The 14,188-nt window shown below is 63.7% G+C and carries 21 protein-coding genes; 10 read left to right on the forward strand and 11 right to left on the reverse strand.

Annotated elements, in window-relative coordinates:
* Positions 1-188, forward strand: a 188-nt coding sequence (locus tag ACOZK4_RS26930; RefSeq protein ID WP_421594705.1) for a superoxide dismutase family protein, incomplete at its 5' end; no start/stop codon positions are given.
* Positions 189-191: 3 nt separating this feature from the next.
* Here the strand turns inward: ACOZK4_RS26930 and ACOZK4_RS26935 are convergent.
* From ACOZK4_RS26935 to ACOZK4_RS26975, 9 genes are all read right to left on the reverse strand, one after another.
* The gene (locus ACOZK4_RS26935) at positions 192-1,022 is read right to left on the reverse strand and encodes a mechanosensitive ion channel family protein (RefSeq protein WP_421594706.1); all 831 of its coding nucleotides are present in this window, start codon (positions 1,020-1,022) and stop codon (positions 192-194) included.
* A 60-nt stretch (positions 1,023-1,082) separates the two neighbouring features.
* Positions 1,083-2,057, reverse strand: a complete 975-nt coding sequence (locus ACOZK4_RS26940; RefSeq protein WP_313522636.1) for an NUDIX hydrolase — start codon at positions 2,055-2,057, stop codon at positions 1,083-1,085.
* Entirely contained in the window at positions 2,054-2,581 is a 528-nt protein-coding gene (locus ACOZK4_RS26945) for a tyrosine phosphatase family protein (protein WP_313522635.1), read from the reverse strand. The genes ACOZK4_RS26940 and ACOZK4_RS26945 overlap by 4 nt, the downstream gene beginning before the upstream one ends.
* A gap of 2 nt (positions 2,582-2,583) precedes the next feature.
* Complete coding sequence (locus ACOZK4_RS26950; protein ID WP_421594707.1) at positions 2,584-3,213, reverse strand: YfbR-like 5'-deoxynucleotidase; 630 nt, start codon at positions 3,211-3,213, stop codon at positions 2,584-2,586.
* The gene (locus tag ACOZK4_RS26955) at positions 3,210-4,055 is read right to left on the reverse strand and encodes a YgfZ/GcvT domain-containing protein (RefSeq protein WP_421594708.1); all 846 of its coding nucleotides are present in this window, start codon (positions 4,053-4,055) and stop codon (positions 3,210-3,212) included. Before ACOZK4_RS26955 ends, ACOZK4_RS26950 begins: the two co-directional genes overlap by 4 nt.
* Before the next feature lie 129 nt (positions 4,056-4,184).
* Positions 4,185-4,967 (reverse strand): hypothetical protein, encoded by a 783-nt coding sequence (locus ACOZK4_RS26960; protein ID WP_421594709.1) that lies wholly within the window; start codon positions 4,965-4,967, stop codon positions 4,185-4,187.
* A 77-nt stretch (positions 4,968-5,044) separates the two neighbouring features.
* Positions 5,045-5,314: a hypothetical protein gene (locus ACOZK4_RS26965; RefSeq protein ID WP_244760905.1), complete on the reverse strand. Its 270-nt coding sequence runs from the start codon at positions 5,312-5,314 to the stop codon at positions 5,045-5,047.
* Positions 5,315-5,406: 92 nt separating this feature from the next.
* Positions 5,407-5,832 carry a TIGR02301 family protein gene (locus ACOZK4_RS26970; protein ID WP_421594731.1) on the reverse strand — a complete coding sequence of 142 codons (426 nt, stop codon included), beginning with the start codon at positions 5,830-5,832 and terminating at the stop codon, positions 5,407-5,409.
* Positions 5,829-6,263 carry an NUDIX domain-containing protein gene (locus tag ACOZK4_RS26975; protein ID WP_421594710.1) on the reverse strand — a complete coding sequence of 145 codons (435 nt, stop codon included), beginning with the start codon at positions 6,261-6,263 and terminating at the stop codon, positions 5,829-5,831. The genes ACOZK4_RS26970 and ACOZK4_RS26975 overlap by 4 nt, the downstream gene beginning before the upstream one ends.
* A 60-nt stretch (positions 6,264-6,323) precedes the next feature.
* On the opposite strand from ACOZK4_RS26975, the gene ACOZK4_RS26980 reads away from it, so the two are divergent.
* Positions 6,324-7,097, forward strand: a complete 774-nt coding sequence (locus ACOZK4_RS26980; RefSeq protein WP_421594711.1) for an SOS response-associated peptidase — start codon at positions 6,324-6,326, stop codon at positions 7,095-7,097.
* Positions 7,098-7,102: 5 nt separating this feature from the next.
* Here ACOZK4_RS26980 and ACOZK4_RS26985 read toward each other — a convergent pair whose 3' ends face one another.
* Together ACOZK4_RS26985 and ACOZK4_RS26990 are read right to left on the reverse strand one after the other, a co-directional pair.
* Positions 7,103-7,291, reverse strand: coding sequence for a hypothetical protein (locus ACOZK4_RS26985; protein ID WP_313531857.1), 189 nt, complete (start codon positions 7,289-7,291; stop codon positions 7,103-7,105).
* A gap of 176 nt (positions 7,292-7,467) precedes the next feature.
* Positions 7,468-7,611, reverse strand: a complete 144-nt coding sequence (locus ACOZK4_RS26990; RefSeq protein ID WP_313531855.1) for a hypothetical protein — start codon at positions 7,609-7,611, stop codon at positions 7,468-7,470.
* 303 nt (positions 7,612-7,914) lie between these two features.
* Between ACOZK4_RS26990 and cysS the strand changes: the two genes are divergently transcribed.
* From cysS to cimA, 8 genes are all read left to right on the forward strand, one after another.
* A complete protein-coding gene (cysS, locus tag ACOZK4_RS26995; RefSeq protein ID WP_421594712.1) occupies positions 7,915-9,348 on the forward strand; it encodes a cysteine--tRNA ligase in 1,434 nt (477 codons plus the stop codon).
* 62 nt (positions 9,349-9,410) lie between these two features.
* Positions 9,411-9,683: an antitoxin gene (locus ACOZK4_RS27000; protein ID WP_421594713.1), complete on the forward strand. Its 273-nt coding sequence runs from the start codon at positions 9,411-9,413 to the stop codon at positions 9,681-9,683.
* Positions 9,684-9,697: 14 nt separating this feature from the next.
* Positions 9,698-10,096 carry a type II toxin-antitoxin system VapC family toxin gene (locus ACOZK4_RS27005; protein ID WP_421594732.1) on the forward strand — a complete coding sequence of 133 codons (399 nt, stop codon included), beginning with the start codon at positions 9,698-9,700 and terminating at the stop codon, positions 10,094-10,096.
* Complete coding sequence (locus ACOZK4_RS27010) at positions 10,093-10,575, forward strand: GFA family protein (protein WP_421594714.1); 483 nt, start codon at positions 10,093-10,095, stop codon at positions 10,573-10,575. The genes ACOZK4_RS27005 and ACOZK4_RS27010 overlap by 4 nt, the downstream gene beginning before the upstream one ends.
* Positions 10,572-11,078: a GFA family protein gene (locus ACOZK4_RS27015; RefSeq protein ID WP_421594715.1), complete on the forward strand. Its 507-nt coding sequence runs from the start codon at positions 10,572-10,574 to the stop codon at positions 11,076-11,078. The genes ACOZK4_RS27010 and ACOZK4_RS27015 overlap by 4 nt, the downstream gene beginning before the upstream one ends.
* Before the next feature lie 3 nt (positions 11,079-11,081).
* Entirely contained in the window at positions 11,082-11,555 is a 474-nt protein-coding gene (locus ACOZK4_RS27020; RefSeq protein ID WP_421594716.1) for a GFA family protein, read from the forward strand.
* Entirely contained in the window at positions 11,552-12,511 is a 960-nt protein-coding gene (gene pip / locus ACOZK4_RS27025) for a prolyl aminopeptidase (RefSeq protein ID WP_421594717.1), read from the forward strand. The genes ACOZK4_RS27020 and pip overlap by 4 nt, the downstream gene beginning before the upstream one ends.
* A gap of 27 nt (positions 12,512-12,538) precedes the next feature.
* Entirely contained in the window at positions 12,539-14,155 is a 1,617-nt protein-coding gene (cimA, locus tag ACOZK4_RS27030) for a citramalate synthase (RefSeq protein WP_421594718.1), read from the forward strand.
* The last annotated feature ends 33 nt before the right edge of the window (positions 14,156-14,188 follow it).

The raw sequence follows: 14,188 nt of genomic DNA on the forward strand, positions 1-14,188 counted from the left end.
TGCCGAACCAATATGTGGCGGATGATGGGGTGCTGCGGGCGCAGATCTATTCGACGATGGTCCGTCTCGACGATGCCGAGCGCGGCATTCGCGGGCGCGCGCTGATCGTTCATGCCGGATCGGACGATTATCGCACCGACCCGGCCGGCGGCGCCGGCGATCGCATCGCCTGCGCCGTGATCAAGTAAGGCCTATTCGGCCGGGGTCGCTTCCGGCTCCGGCTCGGCCGGCTTCTGGCCGAAGGCGATGCGCACACGCCGGTTCATATCGCGCGTCGTCTTGAACCATTGCGGGGTGGAGACCCAGTAGCGCAGCGTCAGCGTGGCCGAACTGTCGCCGAGACTGTCGACGAAGACCTGCGGCGCGGGCACGGATTCGATGGTCGGGTCCTCGCGGGCGATATCCAGCAGGCGGTCTATCTCGTCATCGATATCCCTGCTGTCGGGCACCATGACCTGTAGGTCGTGCTTGCGGGTGCGCTCGCGGCTGTAATTGGTGACCGGCGTGTTCCAGAGCGTCGAATTCGGCGCAAGGCGATAGAGTCCGTCGCTTGTCCGCAGTTCCGTGGCAAACAGGCCGACCTCGGTGATCGTGCCGGTCACATCCTTCGTCTCGATATATTCGCCGACGCGGAAGGGCCGCAGCACGAGCAGCATGATGCCGGCAGCAATGTTCTGCAGCGTGCCCTGAAGCGCAAGGCCGATGGCCAGGCCGGCGGCGCCGAGGGCGGCGATGATCGAGGCGGTCTGCACGCCGAATTGGCCGAGCACCGTCACGAAGACGAGCACCAGCACGGCATAGCGCAGGATGTTGGCGAAGAAATGCGCCAGCGTCATGTCGATGCCGCGCACATGCGACAGGCCTGACAGGGCCCAGCGGTGCAGCAGCCGCGACAGAAACCAGCCGAGCACAAGCAGCAGGAGCGCGCCGAGGATGGAAAAGGAATATTGCACGGCGAGCGCGCTTGCCTGCGTAACGGCTGCGCGCGAGGCGACGATGATATCGGTGGCTTGTTGTTCCATGGATCCTTTCCCCATCTGTTGACGTCGGTGGGGAATGGCAGGGCGCCGGAGAAGTTCCGGTTATCTTGTTCCGACCTTGAGGCCGGGGGCCGGACGCTCCTCCAGAATACGGCGGCGGAAGCGGAACAGGGCGGCGGGGCGCCCGCCGGTCGCGGCGGTGGAGCCGCCGGTCGGCTCGACGAGTTCGGCGCCCTCGACCAGCCGCCGAAAATTCTGCTTGTGCAGGTGCCGGCCGGAAATCGCCTCGACGGTCGCCTGCAATTCTGTGAGCGTGAATTCCGGCGCCATCAGCTCGAAGATGACGGGGCGGTATTTGAGCTTGCCGCGCAGGCGCGCCATGGCGGTCGCGACGATGCGGCGGTGATCGTGCCGCATGGCGATGCCGGGTGACGACGTGCAGGGGCGGGTGCGCCCGTCCGTGACGGCCTCTTCGGCGAGGCCGGCTTCGTAGAGCAGTTCGTAGCGCTCCAGAACACGTTCCTCGTCCCAGGGGAAATCGTCGAGACCGAAGGCGAGGCGGATGCGGGTCAGCGGCAACGGCGTCGTGTTGAGACGCTCTTCGCGCATCACATCGCCCGCCCATGTCTTCAAGGCGGGGATGATGAGTTGGTCGATCACCGGCGGACGGCCTTGCCGCCAGTCCTCCCAGGGCAGATAGGTGTACCAGTCGCGCCAGGCCGCACCGGCTTGCGCCAGCCGTTCATTGGCCTCGGCGTCGGTGCGGGTCAGCGCGAGATAACCGACGGACACCATGTGCGTGCCGGCCTCGTCCGGCAGCTTCTGCCGGCCGCGATCGCCGAAGGTGTAGAGCTGCTCGATATAACCGAGCTTCAACGCCGTCTGCGCCTCCACGCTGGCGCGCAGGCTCGTTTCGAAGGTGCGGTGCTGTTGCGGGTCGAACGGGCCGAAGGGCAGGGCATCACGCTCTCCGGCATGGCCGCCGATCGCGAGAATGCAGGGGCTGCGGCCCGAGATCGCGACCACCGCCGCATTCAGGCCGATTTCGACCGGGGGGCGGGCGCGCTGTTCCGTCATGGTTGCACCGGACTGGCGGAAAAAGAAAACGGGCTGTCGCCTACATAATCCGCCCCGCGGCCGATAGCCTTCACCGCGGCGGCGAGACGGCCGCCGCGGCCCAGCACATGATCGCCGATCTCGATGAGCCGTGCATTCGGCGTCGCCTGCACGGAGGCCTTCCGCAGGCGCTGCGCCAGATCGTGTTCGTCCTGACCGGGTTCCACTGCAAGTGCAGCGATGAGCGCGGCGGCGGGGGAGCGGGAGACGCCCATCATGCAATGCACGAGAAGCGGCGTCTGCCGGTCCCAGCCGCGCGCGAAATTCACGATGGCTGCGACATGCTCCTCGCCGGGCGCGACGAGATTGCCCGTGCCGGCAAAGGCGATGTCGTTGACGCCGACGATGAGATGGCGCCCGGCGTCGATGACGGCGGGGCGATGGAAATTCTGCTTCGGCGCGACGAGGCTCAGCATCTCGCGACAGCGGTGCCGGATGGCGAGTTCCGCGATTTTTCCCAGCGGTGCGACGACGATCGTGCCCATGATCACACCATCGCCTTGAGGGTGGCGCGCTCGCGCTCCAGCGTTTCGAAACGTTCGGCGAAGCGCCGCTGTGCCTCAGCCGTTGGCACGGGGGAGATGTCGATCATGTCGAGCGTGATGCCGCGCGGCGCGCCGAAGAATTTGACGGCTTCGGCATGGGAGAAGCCGGCGAGCTCCGTTGCCTCGAAGAAGGCCGCGACCTGATCGGCCTTCTTGATCTTCGCCTTCAGCGTCGTGGGCATCGAGGGCGGCAGGCCGAAGCGCAGGTGCACGGCGGTCTCCAGCCGCTTTTCCACCGTCTTGTAGCCACCGCCAACCACCGCCTTGAAGGGTGAGATCATGTCGCCGATCACATATTCCGGTGCATCGTGCAGCAGCGCGATCAGGCATTCGTCCGCATTGCAACGGTTCTGCCGGCGGAAGATCGCCTCGACGATGAGGGAGTGCTGGGCCACCGAAAAGGCGTGCTCGCCGTTCGTCTGGCCATTCCAGCGGGCGACGCGGGCAAGGCCGTGGGCGATGTCGGAGAGTTCGATATCGAGCGGCGAGGGGTTGAGCAGATCGAGGCGGCGGCCGGACAGCATGCGCTGCCAGGCGCGGGGCTCTGTCTTGGCGCGGGCCGCACCGCTCATTCCGCCGGAACCTCGGAGGCCTCTTTAGGGAAGGCAAGGCCGGTCCAGGCGGGCAGGGCGACGGTCACGGCGATGCCGTCGGCGGTGATCGGTGTGCCGGCCTGCATGGCATCCGCTGCACGGTCGATGCGCACGATGGCGAGGCCCTGTGTGCCCGAGACGCTGCCGAGCGTGCCGATCGGCTTGCCGCCGGCCATCAGCTCCGTGCCGCTGGCGGGCAGCGTGCTTTCCCCCGTGACGATGACGGGACGACGCCGGGCGGTGCCACGATGCTGCATGCGGGAGACGACCTCTTGCCCGACATAACATCCCTTGCGGAAGGAAAGTCCGCCGCTCAAATCCAGCAGCGCGTCATGCGGGAAGGCATCGGACAGCGGATAATCGCGTCCGGCTTCCGGCAGGCCTGCGGCGATGCGCAGCGCATCGTAGATTGCGGGGTGGTCGCTCCCGCCGGCGCCCTGACGGCGCGAGACGTCGAGCCCGGCCTTGGCGAAGCGGGCGTCGCGCGCGCCATCGGCCTCCGCATCGTCCCAGGAGACGGTCGCCTCGTTGCCTTCGACCACGGCGAGATCGACGGCGGCGCGCAGCTTGTACATGGTCAGCCGCTTGAGGAGCGCATCGCGCTGATCCTCGGTCGTTTCGATGAGGAAAGCCTCCGCACCATCGCGACGGATCAGGAAATCGAAGAAGATCTTGCCCTGCGGCGTCAAAAGCGCGCCCGGCCGGATCTCGCCGTCGGGCAGCGAGGGCAGGTCGGTGGTGATCAGCGATTGCAGGAAGGGCTCGGCATCCTTGCCGGAAAGGCGGAGAAAAGCGCGGCCGGAAAGCGTGACGGAAGGCATGTTTCGATCCAGATTTTAACAGGCCGACGGTATCCGCCGGCGCTTTGGCGCATCAGCACGCCCTTGAAACAGAGGTAGAACGCTGGACGCGCTTTCGCAAGGTCGGGGAAACCGTCTGTTTGGATCTGCTCAATCGCCGGTGACGAAGAATTTCCACTGTCCGTCCGGCGTGATGCCGACGCGGTAGAAATTGTAGCTGCCGAATTCCTGCATGTCGGAGAAGTCGCCGGCTGTCACGATGCGCAGCAACTCGACCTTTTCCGGCGGCGTGAGGCTGGCCAGCGGCTTTTCGGCGAAATAGGGCCAGACATACATCTCGTCGGGCGTGCCCTGGCCGACATGCACGAAGCCGGTTGCCAGCACGTCGAGCAGGATGGCCAGCACCTCGATGCCGTCGCTGTCGCCGGATTGGCCCTTCAGCGTCTCGACCGGGCCTTCGTCGCTTTCGACAATGGAGACCTGGGTTTCCGTGACACCCTTGCCGAGCAGCGGGCGCAAGCGCTCTATATCGCCGGAGGCGGCAGCCTCGACGATGAGTTGGCGCATGCGACGCACGGCTTCCGGCGCCTTGTTGATGTCGTAGAGCACCTCGACGGGCGTCTGCGGCTCGTCCGCCTTGTCGTCGGTGACGGCGGGCTCTTCGCCGGCCGGCTCGGTCACGGTCTCGCCCTTGCGAATCAGCGGATCGGGTATCGGCAGTTCGAGCGGGGAGGCGTCCTCGTTCTTCTCGACTGGGGCTGCCTTGTCGGCCTCTTCCGCCGGCTTTTGCGGCGTCTCGCCCGGCTGATGCTTCAACTCGCTCAGCGCGAAAGCGGGGCGCACGGGCACGACTAGCGCCGTCGTCCCTGCAAGCACCGACAATACGATAAGGCTGCTGCGAAACAGCTTTTTGCCGTCAGCGGACGTCTGCATGACCTATGTCTTTCCAGCCTGGAGCATTTTGAACGCAATTCCGCACGCAGCATAGCTGCGCACTGTGGCGGAATTGCCTATTGCAGGATGCGCTCGGGGGAGAACTCTCCAGCCAGCAGACGCTCGCGCAGCGAATCAAGCATCGCCTCTGCGCCCTTTTCGCCGTGAACGCGGATCGTTTCGCGCAACGCAAGCGCAATGGCAGCGTCGGCGATGATTTCGAGCTCGATGCCATCAGCCATGCCGTCAGCCCAGGCTTCGTTCTGGTATTCCAGAGCGGCCTGCATCTTCTCGTGCACGATCATCTCGTCGATATCGTTGAGGCTAGGTTCCATTGAACGGTCCATACGCGGCATTCAGTTCTTACTGCACTGTTAACGACCTTAGCAGCCTTTTCCCAAAACGGCACTGGGTCATGAGAAAAGAGGTTAATTAACCGCTAATTTCCAAACCTTGCGGTAATTTCCGTGGCAAGTGTTGCACCTTCGTTACGGTATCTCTCTTCTGCGACAACAGCCGAGTCGGTGCAAGCGGTATAGATGGCGGCAAACGAGCGATATCCCCGGTTGAAGGCCGCCGTCAGCTTCTCCTGCCGCCCGGGTTCCTTGCCTGCTTCGAGCTGAATGAGCTGCTGCATCGAGGCCCGCCAGTTGTCTTCCGGCTTGTCGGCGCAGAGGTTTCGCAGGTAATGCACGGCCCCCAAAATCTCCGAAAGACGCTCCAGCCGCTCGTCATAGGGCGCCGGCTTTTCTTCAATTGTGGCAGCCGGCGGCGTTTCCTTCGCCTTGTCGCCAGTGGCCTTCTGGCCGAAGGCTGGGGCGGCGAGAGTAAGGCCGATGAGAAGTGCGGCGCGAATCACTTTCATGCCAAAAACCTCGCCCGCTCGGCTTCCAGCCGCGCGATGCATTCGCGCACGCTGTCCGGTGCCGGCATTCTGGCGATCTCGTCTGCGGTGTACCAGCCGACGCTTGCGGCATCGTCGGCGGCGACGGCAACCGCCGAAGCATCCGCCTTGACCTTGAAAACCGACAGGAAGAAGGAGGGGCTGCCGGGGCCATCCTCGCGGCCGGGCAGGTCGTAGGTCGCGAAAAGCATTGGTTTTTCGGCCTGGATGCCGGTTTCCTCGAAGAGTTCGCGCAGTGCCGTCTCGGCCGGCGTCTCGCCTTCCTCGCCGCGTCCGCCCGGAAAGGCATACATGGCGTCCGACGGCGGCTTGGTGCGCAGCACGAGCAGGTAGCGCCCGTCGCGTTCGATGATGGCGGAGGAGGCGGGCTGGGGCTTCTTCGACGTCTTCATCGTTCTCAGGTGTTCTCGCGCTTCATTGACCCCTTATAGGCAAAGTGCGATGACGGCGCCATGTGTGGACGCTATGCATTGTTGGCCAGGACGGACCTGATGAAGGCGTTTCTCGATGTCCTTGATATCGAGGATACGCCAGCGCGTTACAATATCGCGCCCACGCAGCCGATCCTCGTCGTCATTGCCGGCGAAAAGCAGGAGCCCGGCAGCAACCTGCCGGAGCGCAGGGCCATGCTGGTGCGCTGGGGCTTCATGCCCGGCTGGGTGAAGGACCCGCGCGATTTTCCGCTGCTGATCAATGCGCGCTCGGAGACGGCCATCGAGAAGGCCTCGTTCCGCGCCGCCATGCGCCACCGCCGCATCCTCGTGCCGGCCTCCGGCTTTTTCGAATGGCGGCGGCCGGAAGACAAAAGCGAGAAGGCGCAGGCCTATTTCATTCGTCCGAAGAAAGGCGAGATCGTCGCCTTTGCCGGCCTGATGGAAACGTGGTCCTCAGCTGACGGTTCGGAGGTCGATACCGGCGCGATCCTGACGACGAAAGCCAATGCCGACATTTCGCGCATCCACGACCGAATGCCTGTCGTCATCCGGCAGGAGGATTTTTCGCGTTGGCTGGACTGCAAGACGCAGGAGCCGCGCGACGTCGTCGATCTGATGAAGCCGATCGACGAAGGGTTCTTTGAGGCGATCCCGGTATCCGACAAGGTCAACAAGGTCGCCAATATGGGCGCCGACATCCTCGAACCTGTCGAGGAGCAGGCCGAATCGACGCCGAAAAAGACAAAGGGCGCCGACGCGCCCCCATCTTCCGACCAGTTGTCGCTGTTCTAATTTTCTCAGTCGTAGAGCGACTGGAGCACGGCCGGAATATCGCGTTCGCGGCGCGGCTTTTCGACCTTCGCTTCCGGCTTGCACTGGGTTGCGGCAACGACGGCGCGCAGGCCGATCGGCTTGTAGCGCGCCTGAAGGTTTTCGTTGGCAACGGCGGCGGGCTTTTGCGTCGGGTGTTTCTTGGCAGTCGACATTCTCATTCTCCTGAAGTCTTGCTCATCAGGCAGCCCCGAATCCCCCGGTTGCTACCCCCAATGAGCTATGCGTTTAGAAAGCCCTTTCGGCTAAATTCTGCTCAAACTTTGATCGCTCTGCGGCAAAGCGCGAAAAAGGCGGGTTTACCCGGTCAAGAATTGTGACCGTTGTAACATCACTTGGGCGGCGTCTGGCGTATTCTGGTTTGCAGGAAGGCGGCGATGATGGCCCGCAGGCCGAAGGGGTTATCGCAACCGGCCTTGTCGGGGTGCGGGCGATTGTCCTGGTCTTCGCAGTCCTCGTATCTGGTGTTGCGCATCGTGGTTCCCCTTGGTGTGCGGCGGTTTCGACCGCTTCGATGCCCCTTTTTCTCATGGCGCAGGGGACAGCCGTGTCACCGCGGTAACAGGGCACGAGGCCAAGGATTTTCGTCGGGAAGGGCGTTCGCCCGCTTGACCGGACGAGCGGGGAGCGCGATAAAGCGTGCCATGAAAACGGTACTCTGCATTCGCCGGAGCATTATTCGCTAGCGCACGCGCTGGCCCGGCCGTTTTCGTCCCCCAAAATCCCTGGATGACAAACGACCCGGCCAGCCGGGTTTTTGCATTTTGGGGAGACTTCCATGGCCGAAAAGCCGGTCCTGTCGCTGTACAACACGCTCACGCGCTCGAAGGGGGCTTTAGAACCCATCGATCCCGACAATGTGCGCATGTATGTCTGCGGCCCGACGGTCTATGACTTCGCCCATATCGGCAATGCGCGCCCGATCATCGTCTTCGACGTTCTGTTTCGCCTGCTGCGCCATGTCTATGGCGAAAACCACGTCACCTATGCGCGCAACATCACCGACGTCGACGACAAGATCAATGCGCGGGCGCTGCGCGATTTCGGCACGGAGATCGCGAACGGCACGCTTTCGCTCAATGAGGCGATCCGCCGCGTGACGGAGAAGACGGCCAACCAGTTCCATGCCGATATCGTCGCACTCGGCGCCATGCAGCCGACGCATGAGCCGCGCGCCACCGAATTCGTGCAGCCGCGTGATGATGGCAAGGTCGACATGATCACGCTGATCGAGCGTCTGATCGAACGCGGCCATGCCTATCAGGCGGGCGGTGAGGTGCTGTTCGACACCCAGTCGATGGCCGATTATGGCGATCTTTCCAAGCGTCCGCTCGACGAGCAGCAGGCCGGCGCCCGCATCGCCGTCGATGCGCACAAGAAGAACCCCGGCGATTTCGTGCTGTGGAAGCTGTCCTCGCCCGAAGAGCCGGGCTGGGACAGCCCCTGGGGCCGCGGCCGTCCGGGCTGGCATATCGAGTGCTCGGCCATGTCGGCCGCCTATCTCGGCGAGACCTTCGACATCCACGGCGGCGGCCTCGACCTGATCTTCCCGCATCATGAGAACGAGATCGCACAGTCGCGCTGCGCTCACGGCACCAAGGTCATGTCGAATGTCTGGATGCACAACGGCTTCCTGCAGGTCGAAGGCCGCAAGATGTCGAAGTCAGAGGGCAATTTCTTCACGATCGCCGAGCTGCTGCACGAGGAGAAATTCGGCGGCCGCAAATGGCCGGGCGAAGTGCTACGCCTTGCCATGCTGATGACGCATTACCGCGAACCGATCGATTTCTCCGTCAAGCGCCTGGAGGAGGCCGAACGCCTCATCGCCAAATGGCCGGCCGGCGGCAATCCGGCCGAAGGCCGCGTGGACCAAACCGTGCTCACGCCGCTCTACGACGACCTCAACACGGTCGCCGCCGTGCAGGCGCTGCACGCGCTTGCCCAATGCGCCAACAGCGACCCGCTGATGCTGCCGGTCTTTGCCGCCAGCGCCGAACTGCTCGGCGTCCTGCCGAAGAAGGCCGAGGTTTCCAAGGCGCTGGAAGACAGCATCGAAAGCCTCATCCAGTTGCGTCTGGAAATGCTGAAGGCGAAGAACTTCGCCGAGGCCGACAAATTGCGCGACGACCTCGCCGCCAAGGGCATCCAGCTCAAGGACGGCAAGGATCCGGCGACGGGTGAGCGCGTGACGACGTGGGAGGTGAAGCGGTGAGGTTGTCTGGAGTTCGTTGAAGGCCTATGCTTGGGCATATGCCGTGATCGATGGAGGTCGCTATGAGTGCAAGACCGCAGGAAATGCCTGAAGCAGCGCAGGAGCGGGAGGTTAAACTTTTCCGCAACGGCCGCAATCAGGCCGTTCGTATTCCCGTCGAGTTCGAACTCCCGGGAAACGAAGCCGTCATGCGCAAGGAGGGCGACCGTCTCATCCTTGAGCCGAAGCCCAGAAAAATGGGACTGGCTGCCCTGCTTGCAACCTTCGAACCCTGGGAAGGCGACTTTCCGGAACTCGACGAAACGACGCCGCCTCCGGAGGACGTCGATCTGTGACCGCTTTCCGCTACATGCTCGATACAAACGTGATTTCGGACATGGTTCGAAATCCCGAAGGTGCGGCCGCCGGCCGGGCGACCGCGGTGCCGACGGACGAACTCTGCACCAGCGCCATCGTCGTTTCGGAATTGCGTTACGGCTTGAGGAAAAAGGGCGCTGTTTCTCTGGCTCGTCGTGTCGAGGCCGTTCTGGAGGAGATCACAATCCTTCCCTACGATCCGCCTGTTTCCTTTGCCTATGCGCAAACGCGCGATGCACTTGAACGCAAGGGACAGCCTATCGGCTATACCGACCTCTTCATCGCCGCCCACGCCCTGTCGCTCGACCTGACGCTCGTCACCGCCAATGTCAGAGAATTCTCCCGCGTCGAGGGCCTCAAGGTCGAAAACTGGCTGCAGGCGCAGCCATGAGCACACCGTTCTACACCGGCGGATGCCAGTGCGGCGCCATGCGCTTTCAGGTCGAAGGCGCGCTGGGCGATGCGTCGGTCTGTCATTGCCGCATGTGCCAGAAGGCGAGCGGCAATTTTTATCTGCCGCTGGTGTCGGTTCGTAGTGCCAAGCTCACCTGGACGCGTGGCGCGCCGAAGCGATTCCAGTCGTCGAACCACTGCTATCGCGGCTTCTGTGCCGATTGCGGCACGCCGCTGACCTATGAGGCGCCGGATGGCGTGGCGCTGACGATTGCCGCCTTCGACGATCCGGCCGAAATCGCGCCGCGCATCCAGTGGGGTATCGAGGCGAAGCTGCCCTATGTGGACACGATCCCCGGCTTGCCGGGCGAGGACACGATGGCCGATCAGGATGCGGCCTCGTTCCTGGCCGATCTCGTGTCCTACCAGCACCCGGATCACGACACCGACACCTGGCCGCCGGAGCGCAAGCGATGAGCATTTCGCGCATCTATACGGGCGGCTGCCAGTGCGGCGCGGTGCGCTACCGCGTCGAAGGCACGCTCGGCGATCCGCATCTCTGCCACTGCCGCATGTGCCAGAAGGCGGCCGGCAACTATTTCCTGCCGCTTGCCAATGCTCCGCGTGACAAATTCTCCGTCACGCGCGGCGAGCCCGGCTGGTTCCAGTCCTCCGAGGTCGTGCGGCGCGGTTTCTGCCCGGCCTGCGGTACGCCGCTGTTCTACGATGCGCTCGGGGCCGGTCATATCAATGTGACGCTCGGCTCGCTCGACGATCCCGACGATCTGCGCCCCATCGCGCAGTCCGGCGTCGAATCGCGCGTGGTCTTCTTCCAGCAACTGCCGAAGCTGCCGGAGAACGAAAGCAATGAAGGCGAGGGCGGCGAGGCGCGGCATCGGACAATCCGCGACTCGAACCGCCAGCATCCCGATTACGATACCGATCATTGGCCACCCAGAAGATTGAGAGATAGGGACTGAAAGATGACAGAGACCGTTCGTACCGGAGGCTGCCAGTGTGGCGCCGTGCGTTTCCGCATCAAGGGCCAGCTCGGCCGCCCGTCGATCTGCCATTGCCGCATGTGCCAGAAACAGTTCGGCGGCTTCTTCGGCCCGCTGGTCACGGCCAAGGGCGAGGTGGAATGGCTGCGCGACGAGCCGGCTTATTTCCAGTCCTCGATCAACATCGCGCGCGGCTTCTGCAAGCAGTGCGGCACGCCGTTGACCTACAAACATCCGGGCGGTCTGGAGATCGCCATCGGCGCCTTCGACGATCGCAGCGATCTGGCGCCGCAGATCCAGGTGAACTACGGCGCGCGCCTGCCCTGGGTCGAGCAGATCTTTTCCGCGCCGATCCACGACGATCCGAACTACTACAGCCAGCAGGAGCAGATCATCTCCTTTCAGCACCCCGATCATGAAACCGAAAACTGGCCTGCCCACGGAATGAAATTATGAGTGAAGCCCTGCGCACCCTCTATCCCGAAATCGAACCCTATGCCTCCGGCCATCTCGATGTCGGCGATGGCCACGTCATCTATTGGGAGCGCTCGGGAACGCCGGGCGCAAAGCCGGCGGTGTTCTTGCACGGCGGTCCGGGCGGCACGATCGCGCCGACCCATCGCCGCCTGTTCGATCCGGCGCTTTATGACGTGATGCTGTTCGATCAGCGCGGCTGCGGCAAGTCCACGCCCCATGCGGAACTGGAAGCCAATACGACCTGGCACCTCGTCGCCGATATCGAGCGGCTGCGCGCGATGGCGGGCGTGGAAAAGTGGCTGGTCTTCGGCGGCTCCTGGGGCTCGACGCTGGCGCTCGCCTATGCGGAAAAACACCCGGAGCGCGTTTCCGAGCTTGTCGTGCGCGGCATCTACACGCTGACCAAGGGCGAACTCGACTGGTATTATCAGTTCGGCGTCTCGGAAATGTTCCCCGACAAGTGGGAGCGCTTCATCGCGCCGATTCCGACGGAAGAGCGCCATGAGATGATGCATGCCTATCATCGCCGCCTGACCAGCGACGACAAGGCGACGCGCATCAAGGCCGCCCGCGCCTGGAGCCTGTGGGAAGGCGAGACGATCACGCTGCTGCCGGAGCCCTCGACGAGCGACAAGTTCGGCGAGGACGAATTCGCCCACGCTTTCGCCCGCATCGAAAACCATTTCTTCGTCAATGCCGGCTGGATGGACGAGGGGCAACTGCTGCGTGACGCGCACAAGCTCACTGGCATTCCCGGCGTCATCGTGCACGGCCGCTACGACATGCCATGCCCGGCCAAATACGCCTGGCAGCTGCACAAGGCCTGGCCGGAAGCGGAATTTTACCTCGTCGAAGGCTCGGGCCACGCCTATTCGGAGCCGGGCATTCTCGACCGCCTGATTTACGCGACCGATACATTCGCCGGCAAGAAGTAAGACAGATCGTTCCCAGGGAGGGAACACATGCAAAAAGACCGTATCCACCTTTTCGACACCACGCTCCGGGACGGCCAGCAGACGCCCGGCATCGACTTTTCCGTCGAGGACAAGATCGCGATTGCCGGCATGCTGGATGCGTTCGGCCTCGATTATGTCGAGGGCGGCTATCCCGGTGCCAATCCGACGGATACGGCCTTCTTCGCCAAGAAACGCACCGGCCGCGCGAAATTCGTCGCCTTCGGCATGACGAAGCGCGCTGGCGTCTCCGCCTCCAACGATCCGGGCCTTGCGGCCCTGCTCGATTCGCGCAGCGACGCGATCTGTCTCGTGGCGAAAAGCTGGGATTACCATGTGCGCGTGGCGCTCGGCTGTTCCAACGAGGAGAACCTCGAGAGCATCGAGGGGTCCGTCAAGGCCGTGGTCGCCTCCGGCCGCGAATCCATGGTCGATTGCGAGCACTTCTTCGATGGCTACAAGGCCAATCCCGACTATGCGCTCGCCTGCGCGAAAACGGCCTTTGCCGCCGGTGCGCGCTGGGTGGTGCTTTGCGACACCAATGGCGGCACGCAGCCGCTGGAAGTGCAGGCCATCGTCAAGGCGGTGATCGCCGCGGGCGTGCCGGGCACAAATCTCGGCATCCATGCCCACAACGACACGGGGCAGGCGGTCGCCAACTCGCTGGCCGCCGTCGAGGCCGGCGTGCGCCAGATCCAGGGCACGCTGAACGGCATCGGCGAGCGCTGCGGCAACGCCAATCTGGTGACGCTGATCCCGACGCTGGCGCTGAAGGAGGCCTATAACGAACGTTTCGAGATCGGCATCGACGCGGAAAAGCTCGCCGGTCTCACCAAGCTCGCCCACACCTTCGACGAATTGCTCAACCGCTCGCCCGACCATCAGGCACCCTATGTCGGCGCCTCCGCCTTCGCCACCAAGGCCGGCATCCATGCCTCGGCGCTGCTGAAGGACCCGCGCACCTACGAGCATGTCACGCCCGAAAGCGTCGGCAATCTGCGCAAGGTCATGGTGTCGGACCAGGGGGGGAAGGCGAACTTCATCAATGCGCTGAAGCTGCGCGGCATTACGGTGCGCAAGGATGATCCGAAGCTCGACCGGCTCATCCAGATCGTCAAGGAACGCGAGGCGACCGGCTATGCCTATGAGGGGGCCGATGCGAGCTTCGCGCTGCTCGCCTATCGCACGCTCGGCACGGTGCCGGATTTCTTCCATGTCGAGAGTTTCCGCGTGATGGTGGAGCGCCGCTATGATGCGAACGGCCAGCTGAAGACCGTCTCGGAAGCGGTGGTGCGGGTCATCGTCGATGGCGAGACAATGATGTCCGTCGCCGAGGGACACGGCCCGGTCAATGCGCTGGACCTGGCGCTGCGCAAGGATCTGGGCAAGTACCAGGCCGAGATCGCCGACCTGGAATTGGCGGACTACAAGGTCCGTATCCTCAATGGCGGCACGGAAGCCATCACCCGCGTGCTGATCGAATCGACCGACGCGTCCGGCGCCCGCTGGTGGACGGTCGGCGTCTCCGACAACATCATCGACGCTTCCTTCCAGGCGCTGATGGATTCGATCATCTATAAGCTTCTGAAGAACCGCGGCGAGGCGGGCAGGGAGGCGGCGGAGTGAGGCTGAAGGATCAGCATCGCTCAACCATCCCTT

The organism is Shinella sp. M27 (genome assembly GCF_049199905.1).
Lineage (GTDB): Bacteria > Pseudomonadota > Alphaproteobacteria > Rhizobiales > Rhizobiaceae > Shinella.

Excerpts from the sequence above, each read along its gene's own strand:
- ACOZK4_RS26935 (WP_421594706.1), bottom strand. The coding sequence starts at position 1,022 with ATGGAACAACAAGCCACCGATATCATCGTCGCCTCGCGCGCAGCCGTT.
- ACOZK4_RS26940 (WP_313522636.1), bottom strand. The coding sequence starts at position 2,057 with ATGACGGAACAGCGCGCCCGCCCCCCGGTCGAAATCGGCCTGAATGCG.
- ACOZK4_RS26945 (WP_313522635.1), bottom strand. The coding sequence starts at position 2,581 with ATGGGCACGATCGTCGTCGCACCGCTGGGAAAAATCGCGGAACTCGCC.
- ACOZK4_RS26950 (WP_421594707.1), bottom strand. The coding sequence starts at position 3,213 with ATGAGCGGTGCGGCCCGCGCCAAGACAGAGCCCCGCGCCTGGCAGCGC.
- ACOZK4_RS26955 (WP_421594708.1), bottom strand. The coding sequence starts at position 4,055 with ATGCCTTCCGTCACGCTTTCCGGCCGCGCTTTTCTCCGCCTTTCCGGC.
- ACOZK4_RS26960 (WP_421594709.1), bottom strand. The coding sequence starts at position 4,967 with ATGCAGACGTCCGCTGACGGCAAAAAGCTGTTTCGCAGCAGCCTTATC.
- ACOZK4_RS26965 (WP_244760905.1), bottom strand. The coding sequence starts at position 5,314 with ATGGACCGTTCAATGGAACCTAGCCTCAACGATATCGACGAGATGATC.
- ACOZK4_RS26970 (WP_421594731.1), bottom strand. The coding sequence starts at position 5,832 with ATGAAAGTGATTCGCGCCGCACTTCTCATCGGCCTTACTCTCGCCGCC.
- ACOZK4_RS26975 (WP_421594710.1), bottom strand. The coding sequence starts at position 6,263 with ATGAAGACGTCGAAGAAGCCCCAGCCCGCCTCCTCCGCCATCATCGAA.
- ACOZK4_RS26980 (WP_421594711.1), top strand. The coding sequence starts at position 6,324 with ATGTGTGGACGCTATGCATTGTTGGCCAGGACGGACCTGATGAAGGCG.
- ACOZK4_RS26985 (WP_313531857.1), bottom strand. The coding sequence starts at position 7,291 with ATGTCGACTGCCAAGAAACACCCGACGCAAAAGCCCGCCGCCGTTGCC.
- ACOZK4_RS26990 (WP_313531855.1), bottom strand. The coding sequence starts at position 7,611 with ATGCGCAACACCAGATACGAGGACTGCGAAGACCAGGACAATCGCCCG.
- cysS (WP_421594712.1), top strand. The coding sequence starts at position 7,915 with ATGGCCGAAAAGCCGGTCCTGTCGCTGTACAACACGCTCACGCGCTCG.
- ACOZK4_RS27000 (WP_421594713.1), top strand. The coding sequence starts at position 9,411 with ATGAGTGCAAGACCGCAGGAAATGCCTGAAGCAGCGCAGGAGCGGGAG.
- ACOZK4_RS27005 (WP_421594732.1), top strand. The coding sequence starts at position 9,698 with ATGCTCGATACAAACGTGATTTCGGACATGGTTCGAAATCCCGAAGGT.
- ACOZK4_RS27010 (WP_421594714.1), top strand. The coding sequence starts at position 10,093 with ATGAGCACACCGTTCTACACCGGCGGATGCCAGTGCGGCGCCATGCGC.
- ACOZK4_RS27015 (WP_421594715.1), top strand. The coding sequence starts at position 10,572 with ATGAGCATTTCGCGCATCTATACGGGCGGCTGCCAGTGCGGCGCGGTG.
- ACOZK4_RS27020 (WP_421594716.1), top strand. The coding sequence starts at position 11,082 with ATGACAGAGACCGTTCGTACCGGAGGCTGCCAGTGTGGCGCCGTGCGT.
- pip (WP_421594717.1), top strand. The coding sequence starts at position 11,552 with ATGAGTGAAGCCCTGCGCACCCTCTATCCCGAAATCGAACCCTATGCC.
- cimA (WP_421594718.1), top strand. The coding sequence starts at position 12,539 with ATGCAAAAAGACCGTATCCACCTTTTCGACACCACGCTCCGGGACGGC.